Here is a 21,407-nt window from a genome sequence, read left to right as displayed (position 1 = left end):
CGCCTGCTTGAGTTCCGCCGCGCGCCAGCGCGATCGGCGCTCCGCCTCAGCCGCGTTCGTTGTTGTTCTGCCGCATCCGGTATTCGGCGCTGCGTGCGTGCGCTTGCAGACCTTCGCCGTATGCCAGTTCCGCGGCAATCTCGCCGAGCGTCTGCGCACCTTCCGCGCTGACCTCGATCAGGCTCGAACGCTTGAAGAAATCATAGACGCCGAGCGGCGACGAAAACCGTGCGGTACGCGACGTCGGCAGCACATGATTCGGGCCCGCGCAGTAGTCGCCGAGGCTCTCGCTCGTGTAACGGCCAAGGAAGATCGCGCCTGCGTGACGGACCTGTTGCGCCCACTGATGCGGCTCCAGCGCCGAAATTTCCAGGTGCTCCGGCGCGATGTCGTTGGCGATCGCGCAGGCCTCGGCCATGTCGCGCACCTTGATCAGCGCGCCGCGGTTTTCGAGCGACGTGCTGATCACTTCGCGGCGCGGCAGGGTGGGCAGCAGTTCGTCGATCGCTTCCTGCACGCGCGCGATGAACGCGTCGTCGGGGCACAGCAGGATCGATTGCGCGAGCTCGTCGTGCTCGGCTTGCGAAAACAGGTCCATCGCGACCCAGCGCGGGTCGGTCGTGCCGTCGCACAACACGAGGATTTCCGACGGCCCGGCGATCATGTCGATGCCGACCGTGCCGAACACGCGACGCTTCGCCGACGCGACGTACGCGTTGCCGGGGCCGCAGATCTTGTCGACCGCGGGCACGGTCTGCGTGCCGTACGCGAGCGCAGCTACCGCCTGCGCGCCGCCGATCGTGAACACGCGATCGACGCCACCCAGCAGAGCCGCCGCGAGCACGAGCGGATTCTTCACGCCTTCCGGCGTCGGCACGACCATCACGATTTCGCGCACGCCGGCCACCCGCGCCGGTATCGCGTTCATCAGCACCGACGACGGATACGCGGCCTTGCCACCCGGCACGTAGATCCCCGCGCGATCGAGCGGCGTGACCTTCTGGCCGAGCACGGTGCCGTCGGCTTCGGTGTACTGCCAGCTATGACTGCCGCACTCGATCTTCTGCTTCTCGTGATAGCCGCGCACGCGTGCCGCCGCCGCTTCGAGCGACGCGCGCCGCTTCGGCTCGAGACTTTCGAGCGCCGCCTCGAGCTCGGCCATCGGCAGTTCGAGCTCGGCCACGCTGTTCGCATCGACGCGATCGAAGCGATTCGTGTACTCGAGCACCGCCTCGTCGCCACGCGCCTTCACGTCGTTCAGAATCTGCGCGACCGCGCGCTCGATGGCTTCGTCTTCGCTCGCCTCGAACGCGAGCACCGCATGCAGCGACTTGTGGAAGTCGCGAGCGGTGGAATCGAGTTTGCGAATCTTGGTAGACATACAGGTATCCGTTTCGGTAAGGCGCGCTATCAGTGCAACGTCACATTGCCATCGTCAGTCAGGGCGCCGGGGCGGCGGTTTTCGACGAAGCATTGGCAAACGCGTCGAGAATCGGCCGCAACGCGGCGCGTTTGAGCTTCAGCGCTGCCTGGTTCACGACGAGACGCGACGAAATCTGCATGATCTCCTCCACCTCGACCAGATTGTTCGCGCGCAGCGTATTGCCCGAGCTGACCAGGTCGACGATCGCGTCGGCGAGTCCAACCAGCGGAGCGAGTTCCATCGAACCGTACAGCTTGATCAGATCGACGTGAACGCCCTTGGCGGCAAAATGCTCACGAGCGGTTTCAACATACTTGGTAGCGACCCGCAGACGCGCGCCCTGGCGCACCGCGTTCGCATAATCGAAACCGGCCGCGACCGCGACCGACATGCGGCAACGCGCAATGTCCAGATCCACCGGCTGATACAGGCCGCTGCCGCCATGCTCGAGCAGCACATCCTTGCCGGCCACGCCGAAGTCGGCCGCGCCGTACTCGACATAGGTCGGCACGTCGGTCGCGCGCACGACGATCACGCGCAGGTTCGGGTCGGTGGTCGGCAGAATCAGCTTGCGCGAGCTTTCCGGATCTTCCGCTACCTCGATGCCGGCCGCCGCGAGCAGCGGCAGCGTTTCCTCGAAGATACGCCCTTTCGACAACGCGAGCGTGAGCGGCGCGCTGACCGCCGGCGACGACGACGTTTGCGGCATCGAACTCATGCCCCGCTCCCGGAAACCCGGCGCACCTTCGCGCCGATCGCATTGAGCTTCGCTTCCATGCGGTCGTAGCCGCGATCGAGGTGATAGATGCGGTCGATCAGCGTCTCGCCCTCGGCGCGCAGCGCGGCGATCACAAGACTCGCGGACGCGCGCAGATCGGTGGCCATCACCTTCGCGCCGGACAGTTTTTCGACGCCGGTTACGAGCGCGGTGTTGCCGTCGATCGTGATGCTCGCGCCGAGACGGTTCAGCTCCTGGACGTGCATGAAACGGTTTTCGAAGATCGTCTCCACGACTTGCGACGTACCGTCCGCGATCGTGTTGAGCGCCATGAACTGCGCCTGCATGTCGGTTGGAAACGCCGGGTATTCGGAGGTGCGGAACGTGACCGCGCTCGGGCGCTTGTCCATGCGCACGCGCATCCAGTCGTCGCCTTCCTCGACCGTGACGCCCGCTTCGCGCAGCTTTTCGGTGACGGCTTCGAGCAGCAGCGGACGCATCTTGCGCAGCATGACGTCGCCGCCGGCCGTCGCGACCGCGCACAGGAAAGTGCCCGCTTCGATGCGGTCCGGAATCACTGTGTGCTTCGCACCGTGCAGCTTGTCGACGCCATGGATCACCAGACGGTCGGTGCCGATGCCTTCGATCTTCGCGCCCATCGCGACGAGCAGATGCGCGAGGTCGACCACTTCGGGTTCGCGCGCGGCGTTCTCGATGACCGTCTCGCCTTCGGCGAGCACCGCCGCCATCAGCAGGTTCTCGGTACCGGTCACGGTGATCATGTCGGTGACGATGCGCGCGCCCTTCAGACGCTTCGCGCGCGCTTCGATGAAGCCGTGCTCGATCGTGATCTCGGCGCCCATCGCCTGCAGACCCTTGATGTGCTGATCGACCGGACGCGCGCCGATCGCGCAGCCGCCCGGCAGCGACACGCGCGCATGACCGAAGCGCGCGACGAGCGGACCGAGCACGAGAATCGACGCGCGCATCGTCTTCACCATTTCGTACGGCGCGACGAGGTTGTCGACCTTCGACGCGTCGAGCGCCACGCGCCCTTCGCCGGCTTCGATACGCACGCCCATCTGGCCGAGCAGCTTGAGCATCGTGCGCACGTCCTGCAGATCGGGCACGTTCTCCAGATGCACCGGATCGGCGCTCAGCAGACCCGCGCACAGGATCGGCAATGCCGCGTTTTTCGCACCCGAGACGACAACTTCACCGGAGAGCGGGTAGCCACCTTCAATGATGAGTTTATCCATGCCTGTCGGTTCCTGATCGGCCCGGTTCGCGTCCGGACCTGCTTTGTCTGTGTTCGGCGCGCCGCTAGCGGTGTCGCGCCCTTCCTGAGTAATTCGCACAAAATTTCCAGATTACGCGTTCTGCCATTCGGCGGGCGTCAGCGTCTTCATGCTGAGCGCGTGGATTTCTTCGCGCATGCGGTCGCCGAGCGCCGCATACACGAGTTGGTGACGCTGGATCAGGCGCTTGCCTTCGAAGTTCGGCGAGACGATCGTCGCAAAGAAATGCTGACCGTCGCCTTCGACTTCGAGATGCTCGCACGCGAGTCCAGCTGCAATGTACTGTTTGACCTGTTCGGGAGTCGGCAACATGAGAGAAGCTCCTCGTCAGTGGCGCAGCTTGTAGCCGGTAGCGAGCATGCGCATCGCCACGGCGGCCAGCACCACGAAGAAACCGGCGACGATCGCGAGGCTCACCAGCGGGTCGATATCCGACACGCCGAAAAAACCATAGCGAAAGCCGTCGATCATGTAGAAAAACGGATTGAGCCGCGATACTTCGCGCCATCCGGCCGGCAGCGTATGCGTCGAGTAGAACACGCCCGACAGGAACGTGAGCGGCATGATCAGAAAGTTCTGGAACGCGGCGAGCTGGTCGAACTTCTCGGCCCAAATGCCGGCGATCAGACCCAGCGTGCCGAGAATCGCCGAGCCGAACATCGCGAACACGATGATATAGAGCGGCGCGGTGAAGGCGAGCGGCACGAACCAGATCGTCACGATGAACACGCCGAAGCCGACACACAGCCCGCGCGCCACGGCCGCGAGCACGTAGGCCGCGAACATCTCGTGGTGCGACAGCGGCGGCAGCAGCACGAACACGAGGTTGCCGGTGATCTTCGATTGAATCAGCGACGAAGAACTATTCGCGAACGCGTTCTGCAGCACGCTCATCATCACGAGGCCCGGAATCAGGAAGCTCGTGTATTCGACGCCCGGATAGACCTGCACGTGGCCGCGCAGCGCGTGGCCGAAGATGGTCAGGTAAAGCAGCGCGGTGATGACCGGCGCGAGCACGGTCTGGAACGACACCTTCCAGAAGCGCAGCAGTTCTTTGTAAAACAGCGTGCTAAATCCACTGTACCCGCTCATGCAAGCCCCTCGATCACTTCTGGACCGTTCATCACCTGAACGAATACGTCTTCGAGGTCGGCCTTGCGGACCTCGATTTCTTCGAATGTACAACCGGCCGCGCGGCATTGCGCGAGGATGCGCTCGACGTCGTCGTAGCTCGTCAGGCGCAGCAGATGCTGGCGGCCATTGCCGTTGCCGGCGCCGCTTTCCGCCTCGAGCGGACGCAGCTCGGCGGGCAGCACGCCCTGCGCGAAGCGAACGAACAGTTGCATGCCGGCGAAACGCTGCAGCAGTGTGCTGGTGCGATCGAGCGCAACGACCTCGCCACGGCGCAGCATCGCGATGCGGTCGCACAACGATTCGGCTTCTTCCAGATAGTGCGTGGTCAGCACGATCGTGTGGCCTTCGCGATTCAGGCGCGAGATGAACTTCCACAGCGTCTGGCGCAACTCGACGTCGACACCCGCGGTCGGCTCGTCGAGCACGATCACCGGCGGGCGGTGCACGAGCGCCTGCGCGACCAGCACGCGGCGCTTCATGCCGCCCGACAGCGCGCGCATGTTGGCATCGGCCTTTTCGGTGAGATCGAGATTGGCCATGATCTCGTCGATCCACGCGTCGTTGTTGCGCAGCCCGTAGTAGCCGGACTGGATGCGCAAGGTTTCGCGCACCGTGAAGAACGGATCGAACACGAGCTCCTGCGGCACCACGCCGAGCGCGCGGCGCGCGTTGCGGAAATCGTCGACGACGTCGTGACCGCGCACCGCGATGCTGCCTTCGTCGGCGCGCGCGAGACCCGCGAGTATGCTGATGAGCGTCGTCTTGCCCGCGCCGTTCGGACCGAGCAGTCCGAAGAACTCGCCTTCTTCGACCGTGAGGCTGACGCCCTTGAGCGCCTGCAAGTCCTTGTAGCGCTTCTTGACGTTACGAATTTCTATGGCTGACATGACTATGGGCCGCGTGCGTCGCGGCGCCTGAAGTAGCCCCAATGGAGCTTGGGGACGCGCAAATGCTGGAAGAAACGGGAACCGGGGCCGATTAGGGGGCCAGTTCGACGCCCCAAAAAAACGTTTGATTATAGGGCAAAAACTGACACCCCCGGCCAGGCCGGAAGGGGGGAGACGACGCTAGAGGAGCGTCAATGTCGCGCTGACGCAACCATGCTGGAGGCGCCAGAAGAGAGAAGTGTATCGACGCCGTAGGCCTGCGCGAGACTGGCGAGCCCAGCCGGCAGATTGACGATTTCGAACTTGCCGCCGCGCGCCGCCGCGCCCCGCACCCACGCGAGCAGGACGGCGAGCGCCGACGAATCGAATTGCGTGAGCGGCGCGCAATCGACGCCGCCCGCACCCGCCGCGATGCGTTGCAGACCTGCCGCGAGCGCGGCCTTCGCGCTCTCGTGGGTCAGCGTCGTGCCGCTGTCGAAGCGGTTCGCAACCGGGTTCAGCACGTCGCTCACGACTGCTTGCCCGCGGCGAGTTGCTGATTGCGCTGCGTGAGGAACTGGATCAGTCCGTCCACGCCCTTCTGCTGGATCTGCTCGTTGAACTGCTGCTGATACGCCTGGATCAGCCACGCGCCGAGCACGTTGATGTCATACACGCGCCAGCCCTGCGCCGTCTTGTACAGGCGGTAGTCGAGTTCGATCGGCTGGCCGTTGTTCATCACGACCGAGCGCACCACCGTGTCGGTGTCGTCCGGGTTCATGCGGAACGGCTTGTACTGGATCTGCTGGTCGCGCACCTGCGCGAGCGCGCCCGCGTACGTGCGGATCAGCAGCATCTTGAACTGCTCGACCACCTGGTTCTGCTGTTCGGGCGTCGCGGTGCGCCAGTTACGGCCCATCGCGAGCTGGGTGGTGCGGCGGAAATCGGTGTACGGCAGGATCTTTTCGTTGACGAGCGCCGTGATGTGCTTGATGTCGCCCTGCTGGATCGACTTGTCGCCCCGAATCGCGTCCATCACCTGCTGGGTGACGGTCTTGATCAGCGCGTCGGGCGCGTTGGTGTCGACGGTTTGCGCCGATGCGCCCGCGCTGATGAACGAAAACAACGCGGCAAACAACGGAATCAGGAAGAATTTTTTCATATCGAGCTTTGCCTCAAAAATAATGCAACAGTTTGAACCGACCTTATCACGCGAGTTCGACGGCAATCCATGCGCAAACTGCGAGAGTCGTATCGATCTGTTACGGCTGCACGTTCAATGCAATCTTAAGGACGGGAAGTTGAAGCGCGTGGGCGGCACCAACTGACCGGCCGGAATTTGCGTTTCCGGGCCGCCTTTCAGGTCGAGAGGCGGTGTTTCGGCGCCCGACGCGGCCTCCGGTGCCGACGCGCCTTGCGGCGTGCCCACGGCCGCGCCGGATGCGGGAGCCGGCTTGGCCGGCGCACCTGCCGCGCCCGTCTCGCCTTCGTCGTACTTCGGCAGCGGCGCTTCCTCGTCGTAGCTCGGCAGTTCCTGCGGACGCCGGCGGTTATCCGACAACAGATACTGCCGGCGCTGCAGATACGCGTTACGCACGAACGAGTATTTGTCGAGCGCCGCGCCTTCCAGCAGGTTGCTCGCTCCGAGCAGGTTCGCGCGCGTGTTGACGATGTTCAGGCCATACAGCGCCCAGCTCAGGCCCGGCGGGTCGACGTAGCTGAGCGGGTTCACGTAGTAGTTGCCGAGCGAGCCGACCGCATCACGCACCGTGCTCGGCCCGAACAGCGGCAGCACCAGATAGGGGCCCGCCGGCACGCCGTAGTGGCCGAGCGTCAGACCGAGGTCGTTGTCGTGCTTCGGGAGCTTCGCGAGCGTCGCGACGTCGAACAGGCCGCCGACGCCGAACAACGTGTTGATCACGATCCGCATGATGTCGGACACGCCGTCGGCGATGCGCAGCTGCAGCAGGTTGTTCGCCGCGATATAGACGTCGCCGATGTTCGAGAAAAAGTTCGTCACGCTGTCGCGAACCGGCTGCGGCGTGACCCAAACGTAGCCCTGCGCAACCGGCTTCAGCGCGTACTGGTCGATCTTGTCGTTGACGGTGAAGATCGTACGGTTCAGCCCTTCGAACGGGTCGCCCTTGGTAGGCGTCTGCACGGTCGTGCAACCGGCGAGCAGCGCAGCCGCTATGGCGACCTTGCCGAACTGTAGGACGCGTGCGCCGCTGCGCGCGGTCTGCAGTGTCGTCTGCATCTAATTCTCCTTGTTGGCCTTACTGGCCGGTAGCGCCGGAGGCCGGCGCTACCGGCGCCGGTGCAGGGGCGGATGCGGCGGGCTTCGCCGCGCCGGAATCCGCGGCCTTGCTATACAGGAACTGGCCGATCAGGTTTTCCAGCACGATCGCCGATTGCGTCATCGAGATCGTATCGCCGGCCTTCAGCATTTCCGAGTCGCCCCCCGGCTCGAGCCCGATGTACTGCTCGCCGAGCAGACCCGAGGTCAGGATCTTCGCCGAAGTGTCCCTCGGAAACTGATATTGCTTGTCGATATCGATCGTGACGAGCGCCTGGTAGGTGTTGCTGTCGAAGCCGATCGACGCGACCCGGCCGACCGTCACGCCGGCGCTCTTCACCGGCGCGCGTGGCTTCAGCCCGCCGATGTTGTCGAACTTCAGCTTGACCGGGTAGGTTGCCTGGAACGACAGCGAGCTCATATTGCCGGCCTTCAGCGCAAGAAACAGCAACGCCACGAAACCCAGCACCACGAACAGGCCGACCCAGAAGTCGAGAACATTCTTTTTCATCGTCATCCCAAAGTGAATCCGCCGCGCCGCCGCCACCTCCCGCCGTGCGCGGCGCACATGCACCGCCGGCAGCCGGCACGCTGCGCGGTCTTAGCTGAACATCAGTGCGGTCAGCAGGAAATCGAGCCCGAGCACCGCGAGCGACGCGTACACGACCGTGCGGGTCGTCGCGCGCGACACGCCTTCCGGCGTCGGCTTCGCCTCGTAGCCCTGAAACAGCGCGACGAAGGTCACCGCGAGGCCGAACACCACACTCTTGACGACCCCGGCGCCGACATCGCGCCACACGTCGACGCCGCTTTGCATCTGCGACCAGAACGCGCCGGCATCGACGCCGATCAGCAGCACGCCCACCACGTAACCGCCCAGAACGCCGACCGCGCTGAAGATCGCGGCGAGGATCGGCATCGACACGATGCCGGCCCACAGGCGCGGCGCGATCACGACCTTGACCGGATCGACGGCCATCATTTCCATCGCGGTGAGCTGCTCGCCCGCCTTCATCAGGCCGATTTCGGCGGTCAGCGACGTGCCCGCGCGCCCGGCGAACAGCAGCGCGGTCACGACCGGCCCGAGCTCGCGCACGAGCGACAGCGCGACCAGCAACCCGAGCGCCTGCTCGGAGCCATAACGGTTCAGCGTGTAATAGCCCTGCAGCCCGAGCACGAAGCCGACGAACAGCCCCGACACCGCGATGATCACGAGCGAATAATTACCGACGAAGTGGATCTGCTTCGTGACAAGACGCGGGCGGCGCAGCAGCGGGAAAAATTCGAGCACGAGCCGCAGGAAGAAGCGCGTCGCGTAGCCGGCGGTGCCGAGCCCGGTGATGACCGAGCGACCGATCGTACTGATCATGACTGGCCTCCGCCCATTCCGAAGTCCGCCTCGAGCGGCGTCTGCGACGGATAGTGGAATCTGAACGGGCCGTCCGGCGCGCCGTCGATGAACTGCCGCACGGTCGGATCGGTCGACGCGCGCAGTTCGTCGGGCGTGCCCTCGGCAAGCACACCGCCGTTGGACAGGAAGTACACGTAGTCGGCGATCGCGAATGATTCCGGCACGTCATGCGTGACCAGAATCGACGTGGCGCCGAGCGCCCGGTTCAGCGTGCGGATCAGGTTCGCGGTGATGCCGAGCGAGATCGGGTCGAGACCGGCGAACGGCTCGTCGTACATCATCAGTTCGGGGTCGAGCGCGATTGCGCGCGCGAGCGCCACGCGCCGCGCCATGCCGCCGGAAATCTCGGACGGCAGCAGGTCGCGCGCGCCGCGCAGGCCGACCGCGTTGAGCTTCATCAGCACGAGGTCGCGCAGCAGTTCTTCAGGGAGATCGGTGTGCTCGCGTAGCGAGAAGGCGACGTTTTCGAACACCGACATGTCGGTGAACAGCGCGCCGAACTGGAACAGCATGCCCATCTTGCGGCGCAGCGCGTAAAGGCCTTCGCGCGTCTGCTCGCCGATGTCCTCGCCATGGAACAGCACCTGGCCGCGCTGGGCGCGCACGAGGCCGCCGATCAGCCGCAGCACCGTGGTCTTGCCGCAACCCGAGCCGCCCATGACCGCGACGACCTGACCGCGACGAAAGCGCAGATTCAGATTCGACAGGACGAGCCGGTCGCCGTAACCGAAGTCGACGTCGCGCAGCTCAAGTAAGGTCTCGGGATAGGAAGGCACCAAACTGACGATCCTTTTACAGGGAAGGCCGAATTATAGGGCCATCGTGCAAAAGCTGCCGTGAGGTGCCCCGTTCCTTGACTATGCCTGACGATTATTGCGTAAACGTGTGTTGCAGTGCAGAAACGGCGGCGGCCGGGTCGGCCGCTTCCGTCACCGCGCGCACCACGGCCGCGCAGCCGACACCGGTCGCGAGCACGGCCGGCAGCACCTGCAGATCGATCCCGCCGATCGCGACGAGCGGCACCACGCCGTCGAGCAGCCGCACATAGCGTGCGAGGCGGCGCAAGCCCTGCGGCGCGGTCGGCATGACCTTGGTCGTGGTCGGGAACACGGCGCCCAATGCAATGTAGCTCGGCCGGAAATGCAGCGCCTTCAGCATCTCGTAGAAGCCATGAGTGGACAGGCCCAGGCGGATGCCCGCGTCAGCCAGCGCGGACAGATCCGCGGTATGCACGTCTTCCTGGCCGAGGTGCACGCCGTATGCGCCCGCCTCGAGCGCCGCCAGCCAGTGATCGTTGATGAACACCTGCGCGTCGTGCGCGCGGCCGGCCGCCACGCAGCGCGCGATTTCGCGCTTCAGCTCGTCGGCGGGTTCGGCCGACTTGCGGCGCAACTGCACCGTCTTCACGCCGAAGCCGACCACCCGTTCGACCCAGTCCGCGGTCGGCAGCACCGGATACAGGCCGAGCCTTGCCGGGCAGCGCGGGAACGCCTTGGCGGGTGCCGCCGGCAGGTCGGTAAGGCGCGGAAAGCGAGCGAGGTCGGCCGGGAAACCATCGTCGGCGCGGGTCTCGTCGCCATCGCGCCACGCGAGCGCGAGCACCAGCGCGTCGTGCGGATCGAAACCGCAGTCGAGGAACGCGGCAAGCGCGGGAATCCAGTCTTCCGCCAGATGGCCTTCGAGCCCATACTTCTCGCCGCCCAGATGCAGCGTCGCGTGGTTTTCCGCGGCGACGATCACGCCCGCACCCCGCGTCAGCCAGCGCGCGATTTGCTCGCCGTGCTGCTGTGCGTCGGCGGTTACGATCAGGTCGCCACCGTTCGGTTCGTCGGGTGCGATCAGGCAGATGCGCCACGGCGCGTGCGTCGGCGGCCAGTCGCCGAGACGTGCGCGGATGCGCTCGGCGGCTTCGATGAGTTCGTCGGCCGTCGGCCAGAACAGATCGCGGTCCTTCAGCGTCAACGACTGAGTCATGCGGCACCTCCATCCTGATGCCAGAACGGCATGCCGACCACCGGCGTGCTCGCGTGCGCGCTCTCGCGCTCGGCCATCGGGCCCGCGAGATACGCTTGCCGACCCGCCTCGACGCCCAGCGCGAACGCGCGCGCCATCGCGTCGGGGTGCGTCGCCTGCGACACGGCCGTGTTCAGCAGCACGCCGTCGAAGCCCCACTCCATCACCTGGGCCGCATGCGACGGCACGCCGAGCCCGGCGTCGACGATCAGCGGCACGTCCGGCAGCCGCTCGCGCAACACGCGCAGCCCGTATGGATTGATCACGCCCTTGCCGGTGCCGATCGGCGCGCCCCACGGCATCAGCGCCTCGCAGCCGGCGTCGAGCAGACGGCGGCCGATCACCAGATCTTCGGTGCAGTACGGCAGCACCTTGAAGCCATCCTTGACGAGCCGCGCGGCGGCTTCGATCAGGCCGACCGGGTCGGGCTGCAGTGTGTAGTCGTCGCCGATCAGTTCGAGCTTGATCCACTCGGTCTCGAAGATTTCGCGCGCCATGTGCGCGGTCGTCACCGCTTCACCGACGCTCAGGCAACCCGCCGTGTTCGGCAAGAGCGGCACGCCATGGCGCTTGAGCAGATCGAAGAAGCCGGCTTCGGCGTGGCCCTCGTTCATCTGACGGCGCAGCGCGACCGTCACCATGCCGGGGCGCGCGGCGTCGATCGAATCGGACAGCGATTGCAGCGACGGATAGCGCGATGTGCCGAGCAGCACGCGGCTTGCAAAAGTTTGACCGTATAGCGTCAGCGCGTCGGCGGTCTCGTGAGAAGTCATTTGCATCATCCTGGTTTGCCCTCGCGGCTAGAACCGACCGCGTTGCGGCAATGGGTTTTCGGCGACGGTTGTTGCGTTCGGTAAGCGACAGGCTGGCGCGGTCGCGCTCAGCCGCCCGCGACCGGCTGCACGACGTCGAGCCGGTCGCCCGTTTGCAACGCGCGCGCCGCATGCTGCGCACGCGCGACGAAATCGCCGTTGAGCGCGACCGCGAACGGCGGACGCGCGCCAAAGGCGGCGAGCGCATCGGCGACAGTCGCGCCCTCGGGCAGCGACAACGGCTTCTGATTGATATGAATGTCCATGGTGTTCGAATACGGTTCAATCGATGGCGCAAGCGGCATCGCGCGCGGCACGTTGGCCGCTACGCTCGGGCCGGCTCGCGCGCGAAATGCTGCTGGAACAGCTCGCTCCAGCGTGAGTCGCGCCGCCAGCCGGCGAATGCGTCGGCATCACCGACGCGGCCGTCGAGCAGCGCGCTCGCGAAGCGCACGGCTTCGTCGGCGACTTCGGGCGCGATCATGTAGCCGTGCCGGTACAGGCCATTCACGCGCAGCGTGCGCGCGCCGTCCCACAGCAGCGCGGGACGATGATCGGGCAAGGTCGGCCGGCACTGCGAATTCAGCTCGAGAATGCGCGCCTCGCCGAAGCCCGGGTGCACCGAAAACGCCGCGCTCAGCAACTCGAGCGCCGAACGCACGCTGACGGGCGACATGTCCTCGCCCTCCACCTCGGTCGCGCCGATCACGTAGAGGCCGTTCTGCTTCGGCGCGATATACAGCGGGTAACGCGGATGCAGTAGCCGCACCGGGCGCGTCAGCTGCAGGTGAGGCGCATGCACGCGCGCAACTTCGCCGCGGATGCCGCGCAGCGTCGGCAGCACCGGCTTCGCGCCGAGCCCGCGGCAATCGATGGTGACGCCGGCCTCGGGCAGCGACGCGTCGTCGATCGGCGTGTTCCAGTGCGTGTCGACGCCGCGCTCGGCAAGCCCGGCCGCAAGCGCGGACAGCACCTGGCGGTTGTCGAGCTGGCCTTCTCGCGGCAGCAGCCAGCCTTGACTGAAGCGGCCGGCCAACGCGGGTTCGGCGGCGCCGAGCTGCGCGCCCGCCAACGCGACGAAGCCGCCGTCGAGCAACTCGGCCGGCGCGTTCGCACGCACGCGCCGCTCGAATAGCGGCGCCTCGGTGCGATCCGCGTGATGCCAGACGACGAGCGTGCCGTTGCGCTGGAAAAACACCGGCTCCGGCAGTTCGGCAAGCACGCGCGGCCAGCTTTCGAGCGAACTCGCGCCAAGCCGCGTGATCAGCAGCTCGGCGCTCGCCGCCTCTGCCAGCGGTGCGAGCATCGCGGCGGCGACCCACGCGGCAGCCTGCGAACCGGTGGCATCGCCGCGCTCGTAGAGCGCCACGCGATGCCCGTCGCCAGCGAGGCGCCACGCGACCAGGCGGCCGCACAGGCCGCCGCCGAGCACGGCGAAATCGGGTCGGGCGGGACGGTTCATCGCGCGCGCTCCGTTCGACTGCGGTGGGCAAAACCAGAACGGCACGGCTCGCCCGAGGCGGCGTGACGAAGGGAAAAATGCATGTCTGAAGAATAGGCGGTCATCGAGTCCTTTCCGTACGGCCAAAAACGCACGTACCCAGGACGAAACCGGCGGGTGAAGCCGGCCGGTCGCGACGTGCACATGTGAGCTGCGCTCGCCGCCCGGCGGGGAATGGAAGACGGTTGCTTCCGGAAACTTCCCGCGCCGGTATTACCCGGATCGGGTGCAAAGGGTCTCTCTCAGCCTCGCCGCCCCGGCATGAAAGTCATGCCGCCTGTGGGCGAAGCACCCCTGTTTCGTCGCAGCTCATTAGACCATAAAAGGCGCGGCGCCCGCAAACCAGCGCTCCGCGGTCGCCACCCCAATTTTGATCTGGCACCGTCTATCGAGATGCCGGTGCGAAGCGGCCCGGCGCTCTGGCACAATGCCGTGACCGGTGCCGCAAAAACGCGGCGCGCGCGGCGCTCGTGGCCGCATGCGTGGCGGCGGCACCCCAGCGGATGCCGGCCCCGAAAATTAATTTTCGCTTAAGGGCGTCACGCCAGAATCGGGCGCCAGTCCGGACTCGCGTTCATCGAGCGTGATGGCGCGATGCCCGGTCAGGTATCGCAGACCCGCGGCAGCCACGCCCTCGCAAAGGGGCCTGCAGTTCGCGGGATCGCCCGACATGGGTCAACCAGATTGGCCCCGTACGCCGGAATGGCACTTCGGGTCAGCACTTCATCAGGACGCTCATGACACCACATACTTCCGCCAGCCCCGCGCTGCCGCCCGACGAAAAGGTCTCCGCGTGGACCCTGATCAAGCCCTACTGGGTTTCCGAGGAACGAGGCATCGCGTGGGGGCTGCTCGTCACGATCATCGTGATGAACCTGCTCGTCGTCTGGATCAACGTGCGCCTGAATAGCTGGAGCAGGGACTTCTACAACGCGCTGCAGGCGAAGAACGTCCACGACTTCCCGCACCTGCTGATGGTCTTTACCGGACTCGCGTTCGGTTTCATCATCCTCGCGGTGTATGGACGCTATCTGCGCCAGATGCTCGGCTTCCGCTGGCGCCAGTGGCTGACCACCCGCTACCTGAACGAGTGGCTCAACGACAGCGCGTTCTACCGCATCGAGCGCGACCGCCTCGCCGACAACCCCGACCAGCGGATCAGCGACGACCTGCAGTCGTTCGCGACCACCACGCTGTCGCTAACGCTCGATCTGCTGTCGACCGTCGTCACGCTCGTGTCGTTCATCACGATCCTGTGGTCGCTCGCGGGCGCGTTGAGCATCTCGCTCGGCGGCATGCCGCTGCAGATCCCCGGCTACATGGTGTGGGCCGCCGCGCTGTATGCGGTGGTCGGCTCGCTCATCACGCAGAAGGTCGGCCATCCGCTCGTGTCGATCAACTATCAGGCGCAGAAAGTCGAGGCCGACTTCCGTTTCGGCTTGATCCGGCTGCGTGAGAACGCCGAGCAGATCGCGTTCTACAACGGCATGGAAACCGAGAAGACGAACGCGCGCACGCTGTTCGGCCGCATCCGCGACAACTGGTGGCAGGTGATGAAGTACACGAAGCGCCTGACCTTCGTGCTGAGCTTCTACGGCCAGATCGCGATCATTTTCCCGATCGTCGTCGCCTCGCCGCGCTACTTCGCGGGCGCGTTCACGTTCGGCGTGCTGATGCAGATTTCGAGCGCGTTCGGCACCGTCAGCGATTCGTTCTCGTGGTTCATCAACAGTTATACGAGCCTCGTCGAATGGCGCGCGACCGTGAACCGGTTGCGCGAATTCAAGCGCGTCGTGCATTCGCCGCGTCTGAAGGAATCGGTGTCGCCGGCCACGGAACATGGCGGCATCAATCTGCATTTCGTCGACAGCAACACGCTTACCACCGACAGCCTCCAGCTCGCGCTGCCCAATGGCAACCCACTGTCGCGCATCCGCGATATCGCGATCCGGCCGGGCTCGCGCTGGCTCGTGCGCGGTCCGTCGGGCGCCGGCAAGAGCACGCTGATGCGCGCGCTCGCGGGCCTGTGGCCGTTCGGCGACGGCTCGATCGACGCACCGGTCAACGCGCGCATGATGTTCATCCCGCAGGTCAGCTACATGCCGATCGGCACGCTGAAGGCGGCGCTCGCGTATCCGTCGGCGGCGGACACCTATGACGACGACGAATGCCGCGACGCGCTCATCACCTGCCATCTGTCGGAATACGCGGACCGTCTGCAGGAAACGGCGCACTGGACTCGCGTGCTGTCGCCGGGTGAGCAGCAGCGCTTCGCCGCCGCGCGCGTGCTGCTGCACAAGCCGGACTACCTGTTCCTCGACGAAGCGACCAGCGCGCTCGACGCGGAAAACGAGTCGCGGCTCTATCGGCTGTTCACCGAGCGGTTGCCGAAGGCTGCGATCGTCAGCGTCGCGCATCGCGAATCGCTCGCAGCGTTCCATGACGAAACGCTCGACGTCGAGCGTTCTGTCGAAGCGGTAGCGGCGTGAGCGACGCGAGCGGCGCTCACGTCAGCGAAGCGCACGGCACCGCCGCTCGCGTCGTGCTGATCACCGGCGCCGGTTCCGGCATCGGCGCGGCGCTCGCACGGCGCCTCGCGGCGCCGCCTACGTCGTTGATGCTGCACGCGCGCGGCGCAGACGACGCCTCCCGTCGACGGCTCGTACAGGTTGCCGCCGACTGCACGGCAAGCGGCGCACGCTGCGCGACCGTGTTCGGCGACCTCGCCGAGCGCGGCGCGGCGGAGCACGTGATCCATCAGACGCTCGCGAGCTTCGGCGCGCTCGATCAACTGGTCGCGAACGCCGGCCATGCGCAGCGCCAAACGCTGGCCGCGCTCGATCCCGACACCTTCGGCGCCGCCTTCGCCGCGATGCCAGCCGCCTTCGCCGCGCTCGTGCGGCGCGCGATGCCCGCGCTCGAAACATCGAAGCGCGGTCGCGTGGTCGCCTTGAGTTCGTTCGTCGCGCATCGCTATCGCGCGGATGCGCCATTCGCCGCGACGGCGGCCGCGAAAGCGGCACTCGAAGCGCTTGCGAAAACGGCGGCCGCGGAGCTCGCGCCGCTCGGCGTGACCGTCAATTGCGTGGCGCCGGGCTACACGCGCAAAGATCGCGGCCCAAGCGCCGACAACGCGGCCGTGTGGGCGCACGCCGCCGAAGCCACGCCGCTCGGTCATGTTGCCGAACCGGACGACGTCGCCGCGCTGATCGCATTCCTGCTGTCCGACGCGGCACGCCACATCACCGGCCAGGTGATTCACATCGATGGCGGCTTGACGCTCGGTTAAGCCTCGCCTGCGCGCCGGCACCTCCGGGCGCAACATCCGGAAAGACACGAGAAGAGTTCGAAAGCATTTGCGGAGCGCGCAAGCTGTTCCGCGCTTTGAAAATGCCTGCGAGCAGCGACGATAGTCGTACGGGCCGCGCCATGCGTCGGCCTTCGTTGATGTCAGTCACGTCTTTCATCGCAACCGCTCTTCGGACTCCTCGCCCATGTCATTCGCTCGCCGTGTTTCACCTTTGCTCCCGTCTTTGCTCCCGCGCATCGCGCTCGCCTGCGGCGCGGCGCTGCTGCTCACGAACGCCGTCGATGCCGCGCAAACGACCGGGCCGAACCAACCCGCCGATATCTGCGCGGCGCTCACTCACATCGTCGATGCGAGCGATTTCCGGCGACTGCCAAACGAGACCGCCGCGCAACTGCCGGGCGTCTCCAATACGGACGATTGCCGCGCCAGCCCGCACGCGTACGACTGCCACTGGCGCGCGCACTGGCAAGCCGACGGCGTCATCAACGATCCGCTCGAAGAACTCGGCGCCGACATCGCCGCCTGCTTTCCGCGCGTCGTGCACGACGTCAACACACCCGTGCGCCAGCATTTCGTCGTGACCACCGACGCCCGTCGCGTGAACGTCACCGCGAGCGTGCAAGGTCAGAACGAACTGCGACTGCGCGTGACGCGCTGAGCGCGCGGCCGTCGCTGCTTTTGATGCTCCATCGCATTTCGTGACCGGGATCGGGTGCTGCCTCATGACCTCGTCGCCGACCGTGCGCGTGCCAGCGGCAACCAGGCATTCGCGCCTGTGTCTGGTCGCCTCGCTGATATGCCGGCGTCGTTGCGCCCTCGCCGCCTTCGCCGCGACGCTGACGCTCGCGCTCGACGGCTGCGCCTGGACGCTGATCCAGGCCGCCGACGCCACCGGCTCCGTCATCCAGGCCGGCTACGCGATCGCGTCGAACTACTCGTCGCCGACCTTCGTCAACGGGCGGCCCGCGGATTTGCAGCACCTCTGCATCGAAGTGAACCCGACGGTGTCGGTCGGCGATTTCGTGCCGGCGCTGCAGCTCGCGCTCGAGCGGCGCGGTATTCGTTCGGACGTCTACAATCCGGGCACCTCGCCGGCCGGCTGCGAAGCGCGGCTCGTCTACAACGCCGCGATCGACTATGGCCGCCGCTCGTTCAGCGACGAATCGATCCAGTACCTGTCGATCATCGATCTGACGCTGATCCAGAGTGGCCGCATTCTGGTCACCGCGCGCTATCAGACCGGCGGCCTGAACACCGACCGTTTTTCGTCGGCCTCGGTCAAGCTCGGCGGACTGATCGAGCGGATGGTGGTCGATCGGACCGATTTCCCGCGTCAAGCGCAGCAACAGCAGACCCTGCAAACCTCGCAGGCCTTCCCGTCGCCCCGCTGAGTGCTCGCGGCTTTGCTTTCGCTTGCAGCGCCTTACACGGGAAAGGATTGGAAAGCGGTATGCGCTTTGCGCGGCCCGTGCGCATCACTAAGATGACCTGAATGAACCAGACCATCCTGATCGTCGATGACGATCCCGTCGTACGCGAGCTCGTCAGCGAATATCTGCACGGCCGCGGCTTCAAGGTCGCCACGCTGGAAAATGGCTTGGCGTTGCAGCGCAGATTGCAGCAGGAGCGTCCCGCGCTCGTCGTGCTCGACATCATGATGCCGGAGCTCGACGGCATCAGCGCGCTGCGCGCCTTGCGTGTCGCCGGCGACGACATTCCCGTGATCCTCCTGACCGCGCGCGCCGATCCGATCGATCGCGTGATCGGCCTCGAACTCGGCGCCGACGACTATCTCGGCAAGCCTTTCGAACCGAGCGAGCTCGTCGCGCGGATTCGCACCGTGCTGCGGCGTCGCGGCTCGATCGCGCCGGGCGCGCCCGAACAGCGCGCGCCCTATCATTTCGGCCGCTTCGAAGTGAACTTCCCCGCGCGCGAACTGCGTCGCGACGGCGAACGCATCACGCTGCGTTCGAGCGAATTCGCGATGCTGAAGGTGTTCGTCACGCATGCGATGACCGTGCTCACGCGTGCGCAGCTGCTCGAAAAACTGCACGGCAATAGCGAAGCGCATCGCAACCGCAGTCTCGACGTTTCGATCTGGCGCTTGCGTCGATTGATCGAAGTGGACCCGTCGGAACCGCGCTACGTGCAGACGGTGTGGGGACGCGGCTACGTGTTCGTGCCGGACGGCGAGATCGGCGCGGCCGAACGCGGGCTTGCGCCGCCGCTCGGTTAGCGGCGCCTGATGATCGAAGCCGGTTGATGCGGCCCACGCGTCGCACGTAACGCGCAGCGCGGTGTCGCGCGCACCGCGCTGACCCGGCTGACGGTCAAAACGTCAGCACACTCAGAAACATCCTCTGCAGCCAGCCCATCGTCGTCGCATCGTTGACCATGCCGAGGCCCGCCTGCTCGATGCGCGCATTCGCGACCTTGCTCGACGCGACGTAATTGCCTGCTTCGATGTCCTTGGGATTGACGATGCCCGAGAGTCGAAGACGGTCGCGGGTCCCGCTCATCGCGATCACCTTCTCGCCTGACACGACGAGATTGCCGCCCGACACCGTGCCGATCACGGTGACGGCTAGCGTGCCCGTCATGTCGCTGATGTCGCTCAGATTGCCCTGCCCTTTGTAGTCGGTGCTGGCAGAGCCGATGTTGAACAGTTTGGCGAGTCGCGCGGCGGCATTCGTCGATTGATCCGCGGCAGTCGCGGTGATGCTGCTCGTGCGGTTCGCCGACGCGCTTGCGCTGTTGTTGCCGCTATACGATTCCGACAGCCGGATCGTCAGCACGTCGCCGACGTGCTGCGCGCGCGGCGTCTCATACAGCAGCAGCGGCGCGCCGGCCTGATAGATCGCGCCTTGCGTGTTGACGTTCAACGGTGCGGACGCGAGCGGCGGCGCCATCGGCGTTTCGACGATCGACCTGGTCTGCGCGCTCGAACAGGCCGCGAGACAGCTCGCGGCGCCGAGCACGAGGGTGAGACGTAGCGCGGTCATGCTGGCTCCGTGGCGGAAAGGATGAAAGGAGTCGAAGTGAGGCGGCCTATCCGGACACCGCCCGGTTTCGGCGTTGGGATCGCACCGGTAATCAGGGTTGCCTGGCAATCGTCAGCCCGCGTCGGCGCCACTCGCCTGCCACTGCCGCACGACCGCTTTCATCCACGCATCCGAGCCCTTCAGCAGATACGTGAGCGTGCCGTTGCGGCTGCCGGGCAGAAAGCACAGCGTGATCGAACTCACCGCGTTCTCCCATACGTACATCGGCATCGCGCCCGGCGCCGCCGCGTTGCGCGTCGCGAGACGCGGCGGCCCGTAACGATCCTCGAGCGCGTCGCGCAGATCCTCCGCGGTTAGCTCGTCGATCACGAACGACATCTCGTAGAGACGCAGCGCGCCCTGCCCGTCGATGCGCGCGAAGCGCATCACGTGTTCGAGCGCCGGCGCACCATCGACCACGGCCTGCGACACCGCCCAGCGTTCATCATCGCGATGCGCCCAGCGGCACGCGACGCTCAGGCTATCGTGCGACTTCAGCCGCATGCCGAGCGCTCCGGCCTGCACGTCCGTCTCGCAGATCGGCACGCTGCCGACCGGCGTCGCGCGCACGGTCGAGCCCGCGCGGAATTCGTCGATCGTGATGCCGAGCGCGACGCCGCGAAACGAAAACGGCGCGTTTGGCGAGCGCCGCCGCGTGTCGGTGACGACGCTATTCGATGCCGCGCTGGCCGCCTTCGCACTGCGCGCGACGAGCTGTGCATGCGCGGCGCACGACAGCACGCCGCCGAGCAATATCAGTGCACCAACCATCCGGGTGAGCGTCATGATTCAATCGATCGCGGAAGCGCACATGTCGAAAGGCGTCGCCGCCGCATGGCCGACGACCGGCAGCACTTTCAGGGTCGCCGCCGTGACCCGGCACGGCAGCGCAGCGGCGCCGCAGCCGCCGAGCGGCAACAGCAGCGAGCCGGCAACGAGCCACGCCACGGCGCGCCGCCGCTGCTCAGTAGTTCTGGATAACGGCACGCGGACCTCGCCGATTCACGCAGTCGTGTTGACCAGATGGCCGATGAGCCCCGTCCCCGGCGCCGGCAGTGCAGGCTGCCCGAGCCCGGCGCTCTGCTGCGATTTCGCCGCTGCGCCCGTGGAGCTTGAACTGGCGGACTTCTCCGTGGCCGGCTTATTCGCCAGCGAGGAGAAAGGCGTGGAACTGAGCGTATTGTGGATCGTCATGATGGACCTCGCGAAGGCGCGCATCGCGCACCGGTGTCGGTTGAACGCCGCGCGCCGTCGTCCGAGGCAACGGGCCTCGTTCGGCGTGCGGCGCGACTTGCTGCGGAACGAATCATCGCGCCGCGCGGGTGCCGACGATGGGCGAAGCAAAGCACGCTTTCGCGCGGTTGTTACGATCCGTTCCGTGGGCTTGCGAGAGCTTTCGAGTGCTTGCCAACTGTTGTCATCGCGTGCCTGTCGTCGCGCAGAGCCGGATCAGGCAGTGCTAAAGTAAGCGCTGCACTTTCGCTGATCCGCCCCGGCGCGAGCCCGCCAGCACCGAGCGGCGCACAGTAAGCGTTGGTAAGGAAATGCCCGGTCGCGCGTCGGGCGGGCCAGTCTAGAATTTCG

The 21,407-nt window shown here is 66.1% G+C and carries 25 protein-coding genes and 1 riboswitch; of the genes, 6 read left to right on the top strand and 19 right to left on the bottom strand.

What is annotated here, in order from left to right:
* Positions 1 to 46: 46 nt before the first annotated feature.
* From hisD to HDG33_RS26255, 16 genes are all read right to left on the bottom strand, one after another.
* Positions 47 to 1,381, bottom strand: coding sequence for a histidinol dehydrogenase (gene hisD, locus HDG33_RS26330; RefSeq protein WP_184035757.1), 1,335 nt, complete (start codon positions 1,379 to 1,381; stop codon positions 47 to 49).
* Between the two features lie 58 nt (positions 1,382 to 1,439).
* On the bottom strand, positions 1,440 to 2,141 hold the full coding sequence (hisG, locus tag HDG33_RS26325; protein ID WP_184035753.1) for an ATP phosphoribosyltransferase: 702 nt from the start codon (positions 2,139 to 2,141) through the stop codon (positions 1,440 to 1,442).
* On the bottom strand, positions 2,138 to 3,400 hold the full coding sequence (murA, locus tag HDG33_RS26320; RefSeq protein ID WP_184035750.1) for a UDP-N-acetylglucosamine 1-carboxyvinyltransferase: 1,263 nt from the start codon (positions 3,398 to 3,400) through the stop codon (positions 2,138 to 2,140). The genes hisG and murA overlap by 4 nt, the downstream gene beginning before the upstream one ends.
* A gap of 111 nt (positions 3,401 to 3,511) precedes the next feature.
* Positions 3,512 to 3,751 carry a BolA family protein gene (locus HDG33_RS26315; protein ID WP_008918725.1) on the bottom strand — a complete coding sequence of 80 codons (240 nt, stop codon included), beginning with the start codon at positions 3,749 to 3,751 and terminating at the stop codon, positions 3,512 to 3,514.
* Between the two features lie 15 nt (positions 3,752 to 3,766).
* Positions 3,767 to 4,531 carry an ABC transporter permease gene (locus HDG33_RS26310; RefSeq protein ID WP_184035747.1) on the bottom strand — a complete coding sequence of 255 codons (765 nt, stop codon included), beginning with the start codon at positions 4,529 to 4,531 and terminating at the stop codon, positions 3,767 to 3,769.
* Positions 4,528 to 5,460 (bottom strand): ABC transporter ATP-binding protein, encoded by a 933-nt coding sequence (locus HDG33_RS26305; RefSeq protein ID WP_090802100.1) that lies wholly within the window; start codon positions 5,458 to 5,460, stop codon positions 4,528 to 4,530. Before HDG33_RS26305 ends, HDG33_RS26310 begins: the two co-directional genes overlap by 4 nt.
* Before the next feature lie 191 nt (positions 5,461 to 5,651).
* Positions 5,652 to 5,972, bottom strand: a complete 321-nt coding sequence (locus HDG33_RS26300) for an STAS domain-containing protein (RefSeq protein WP_184035744.1) — start codon at positions 5,970 to 5,972, stop codon at positions 5,652 to 5,654.
* Complete coding sequence (locus tag HDG33_RS26295; protein WP_184035741.1) at positions 5,969 to 6,601, bottom strand: phospholipid-binding protein MlaC; 633 nt, start codon at positions 6,599 to 6,601, stop codon at positions 5,969 to 5,971. The genes HDG33_RS26300 and HDG33_RS26295 overlap by 4 nt, the downstream gene beginning before the upstream one ends.
* A gap of 114 nt (positions 6,602 to 6,715) precedes the next feature.
* Positions 6,716 to 7,696, bottom strand: coding sequence for a VacJ family lipoprotein (locus HDG33_RS26290; RefSeq protein ID WP_184035738.1), 981 nt, complete (start codon positions 7,694 to 7,696; stop codon positions 6,716 to 6,718).
* Between the two features lie 19 nt (positions 7,697 to 7,715).
* On the bottom strand, positions 7,716 to 8,246 hold the full coding sequence (gene mlaD / locus HDG33_RS26285; RefSeq protein WP_221311544.1) for an outer membrane lipid asymmetry maintenance protein MlaD: 531 nt from the start codon (positions 8,244 to 8,246) through the stop codon (positions 7,716 to 7,718).
* A 90-nt stretch (positions 8,247 to 8,336) separates the two neighbouring features.
* Entirely contained in the window at positions 8,337 to 9,104 is a 768-nt protein-coding gene (gene mlaE / locus HDG33_RS26280) for a lipid asymmetry maintenance ABC transporter permease subunit MlaE (RefSeq protein ID WP_018420057.1), read from the bottom strand.
* Positions 9,101 to 9,925 (bottom strand): ABC transporter ATP-binding protein, encoded by an 825-nt coding sequence (locus tag HDG33_RS26275; RefSeq protein WP_221311543.1) that lies wholly within the window; start codon positions 9,923 to 9,925, stop codon positions 9,101 to 9,103. The genes mlaE and HDG33_RS26275 overlap by 4 nt, the downstream gene beginning before the upstream one ends.
* A 91-nt stretch (positions 9,926 to 10,016) precedes the next feature.
* The gene (gene thiE / locus HDG33_RS26270; protein WP_184035728.1) at positions 10,017 to 11,120 is read right to left on the bottom strand and encodes a thiamine phosphate synthase; all 1,104 of its coding nucleotides are present in this window, start codon (positions 11,118 to 11,120) and stop codon (positions 10,017 to 10,019) included.
* Complete coding sequence (locus tag HDG33_RS26265; protein ID WP_090805494.1) at positions 11,117 to 11,932, bottom strand: thiazole synthase; 816 nt, start codon at positions 11,930 to 11,932, stop codon at positions 11,117 to 11,119. The genes thiE and HDG33_RS26265 overlap by 4 nt, the downstream gene beginning before the upstream one ends.
* A gap of 107 nt (positions 11,933 to 12,039) precedes the next feature.
* Positions 12,040 to 12,237 (bottom strand): sulfur carrier protein ThiS, encoded by a 198-nt coding sequence (gene thiS / locus HDG33_RS26260; protein ID WP_026225709.1) that lies wholly within the window; start codon positions 12,235 to 12,237, stop codon positions 12,040 to 12,042.
* Between the two features lie 59 nt (positions 12,238 to 12,296).
* On the bottom strand, positions 12,297 to 13,433 hold the full coding sequence (locus tag HDG33_RS26255) for an FAD-dependent oxidoreductase (RefSeq protein ID WP_184035725.1): 1,137 nt from the start codon (positions 13,431 to 13,433) through the stop codon (positions 12,297 to 12,299).
* Between the two features lie 221 nt (positions 13,434 to 13,654).
* Positions 13,655 to 13,778, bottom strand: a riboswitch (TPP riboswitch).
* Between the two features lie 431 nt (positions 13,779 to 14,209).
* On the opposite strand from HDG33_RS26255, the gene HDG33_RS26250 reads away from it, so the two are divergent.
* The 5 genes from HDG33_RS26250 to HDG33_RS26230 all read left to right on the top strand — a co-directional run bounded on the left by HDG33_RS26250 (position 14,210) and on the right by HDG33_RS26230 (position 19,018).
* Positions 14,210 to 15,961 (top strand): ABC transporter ATP-binding protein/permease, encoded by a 1,752-nt coding sequence (locus HDG33_RS26250; protein ID WP_184035722.1) that lies wholly within the window; start codon positions 14,210 to 14,212, stop codon positions 15,959 to 15,961.
* Entirely contained in the window at positions 15,958 to 16,761 is an 804-nt protein-coding gene (locus HDG33_RS26245; protein WP_184035719.1) for an SDR family oxidoreductase, read from the top strand. Before HDG33_RS26250 ends, HDG33_RS26245 begins: the two co-directional genes overlap by 4 nt.
* A gap of 205 nt (positions 16,762 to 16,966) precedes the next feature.
* Positions 16,967 to 17,440, top strand: a complete 474-nt coding sequence (locus HDG33_RS26240; RefSeq protein ID WP_184035716.1) for a hypothetical protein — start codon at positions 16,967 to 16,969, stop codon at positions 17,438 to 17,440.
* A 64-nt stretch (positions 17,441 to 17,504) separates the two neighbouring features.
* Positions 17,505 to 18,173: a hypothetical protein gene (locus HDG33_RS26235; RefSeq protein WP_184035712.1), complete on the top strand. Its 669-nt coding sequence runs from the start codon at positions 17,505 to 17,507 to the stop codon at positions 18,171 to 18,173.
* A 101-nt stretch (positions 18,174 to 18,274) separates the two neighbouring features.
* Entirely contained in the window at positions 18,275 to 19,018 is a 744-nt protein-coding gene (locus HDG33_RS26230; RefSeq protein WP_184035709.1) for a response regulator, read from the top strand.
* A gap of 94 nt (positions 19,019 to 19,112) precedes the next feature.
* On the opposite strand, the gene HDG33_RS26225 is transcribed toward HDG33_RS26230, so the two are convergent.
* The 3 genes from HDG33_RS26225 to HDG33_RS26215 all read right to left on the bottom strand — a co-directional run bounded on the left by HDG33_RS26225 (position 19,113) and on the right by HDG33_RS26215 (position 20,771).
* Entirely contained in the window at positions 19,113 to 19,784 is a 672-nt protein-coding gene (locus HDG33_RS26225) for a flagellar basal body L-ring protein FlgH (protein ID WP_184035706.1), read from the bottom strand.
* Positions 19,785 to 19,895: 111 nt separating this feature from the next.
* Positions 19,896 to 20,609, bottom strand: coding sequence for a hypothetical protein (locus HDG33_RS26220; RefSeq protein WP_184035703.1), 714 nt, complete (start codon positions 20,607 to 20,609; stop codon positions 19,896 to 19,898).
* Between the two features lie 3 nt (positions 20,610 to 20,612).
* The gene (locus HDG33_RS26215) at positions 20,613 to 20,771 is read right to left on the bottom strand and encodes a DUF6726 family protein (protein ID WP_221311550.1); all 159 of its coding nucleotides are present in this window, start codon (positions 20,769 to 20,771) and stop codon (positions 20,613 to 20,615) included.
* 82 nt (positions 20,772 to 20,853) lie between these two features.
* Between HDG33_RS26215 and HDG33_RS26210 the strand changes: the two genes are divergently transcribed.
* Entirely contained in the window at positions 20,854 to 21,291 is a 438-nt protein-coding gene (locus HDG33_RS26210) for a hypothetical protein (protein ID WP_184035687.1), read from the top strand.
* The last annotated feature ends 116 nt before the right edge of the window (positions 21,292 to 21,407 follow it).

The organism is Paraburkholderia sp. Cpub6, assembly GCF_014201065.1.
Lineage (GTDB): Bacteria > Pseudomonadota > Gammaproteobacteria > Burkholderiales > Burkholderiaceae > Paraburkholderia > Paraburkholderia tuberum.
The sequence above is the reverse complement of the archived record's forward strand: the minus strand, read 5'-3'. Positions and strand labels throughout refer to the sequence as shown.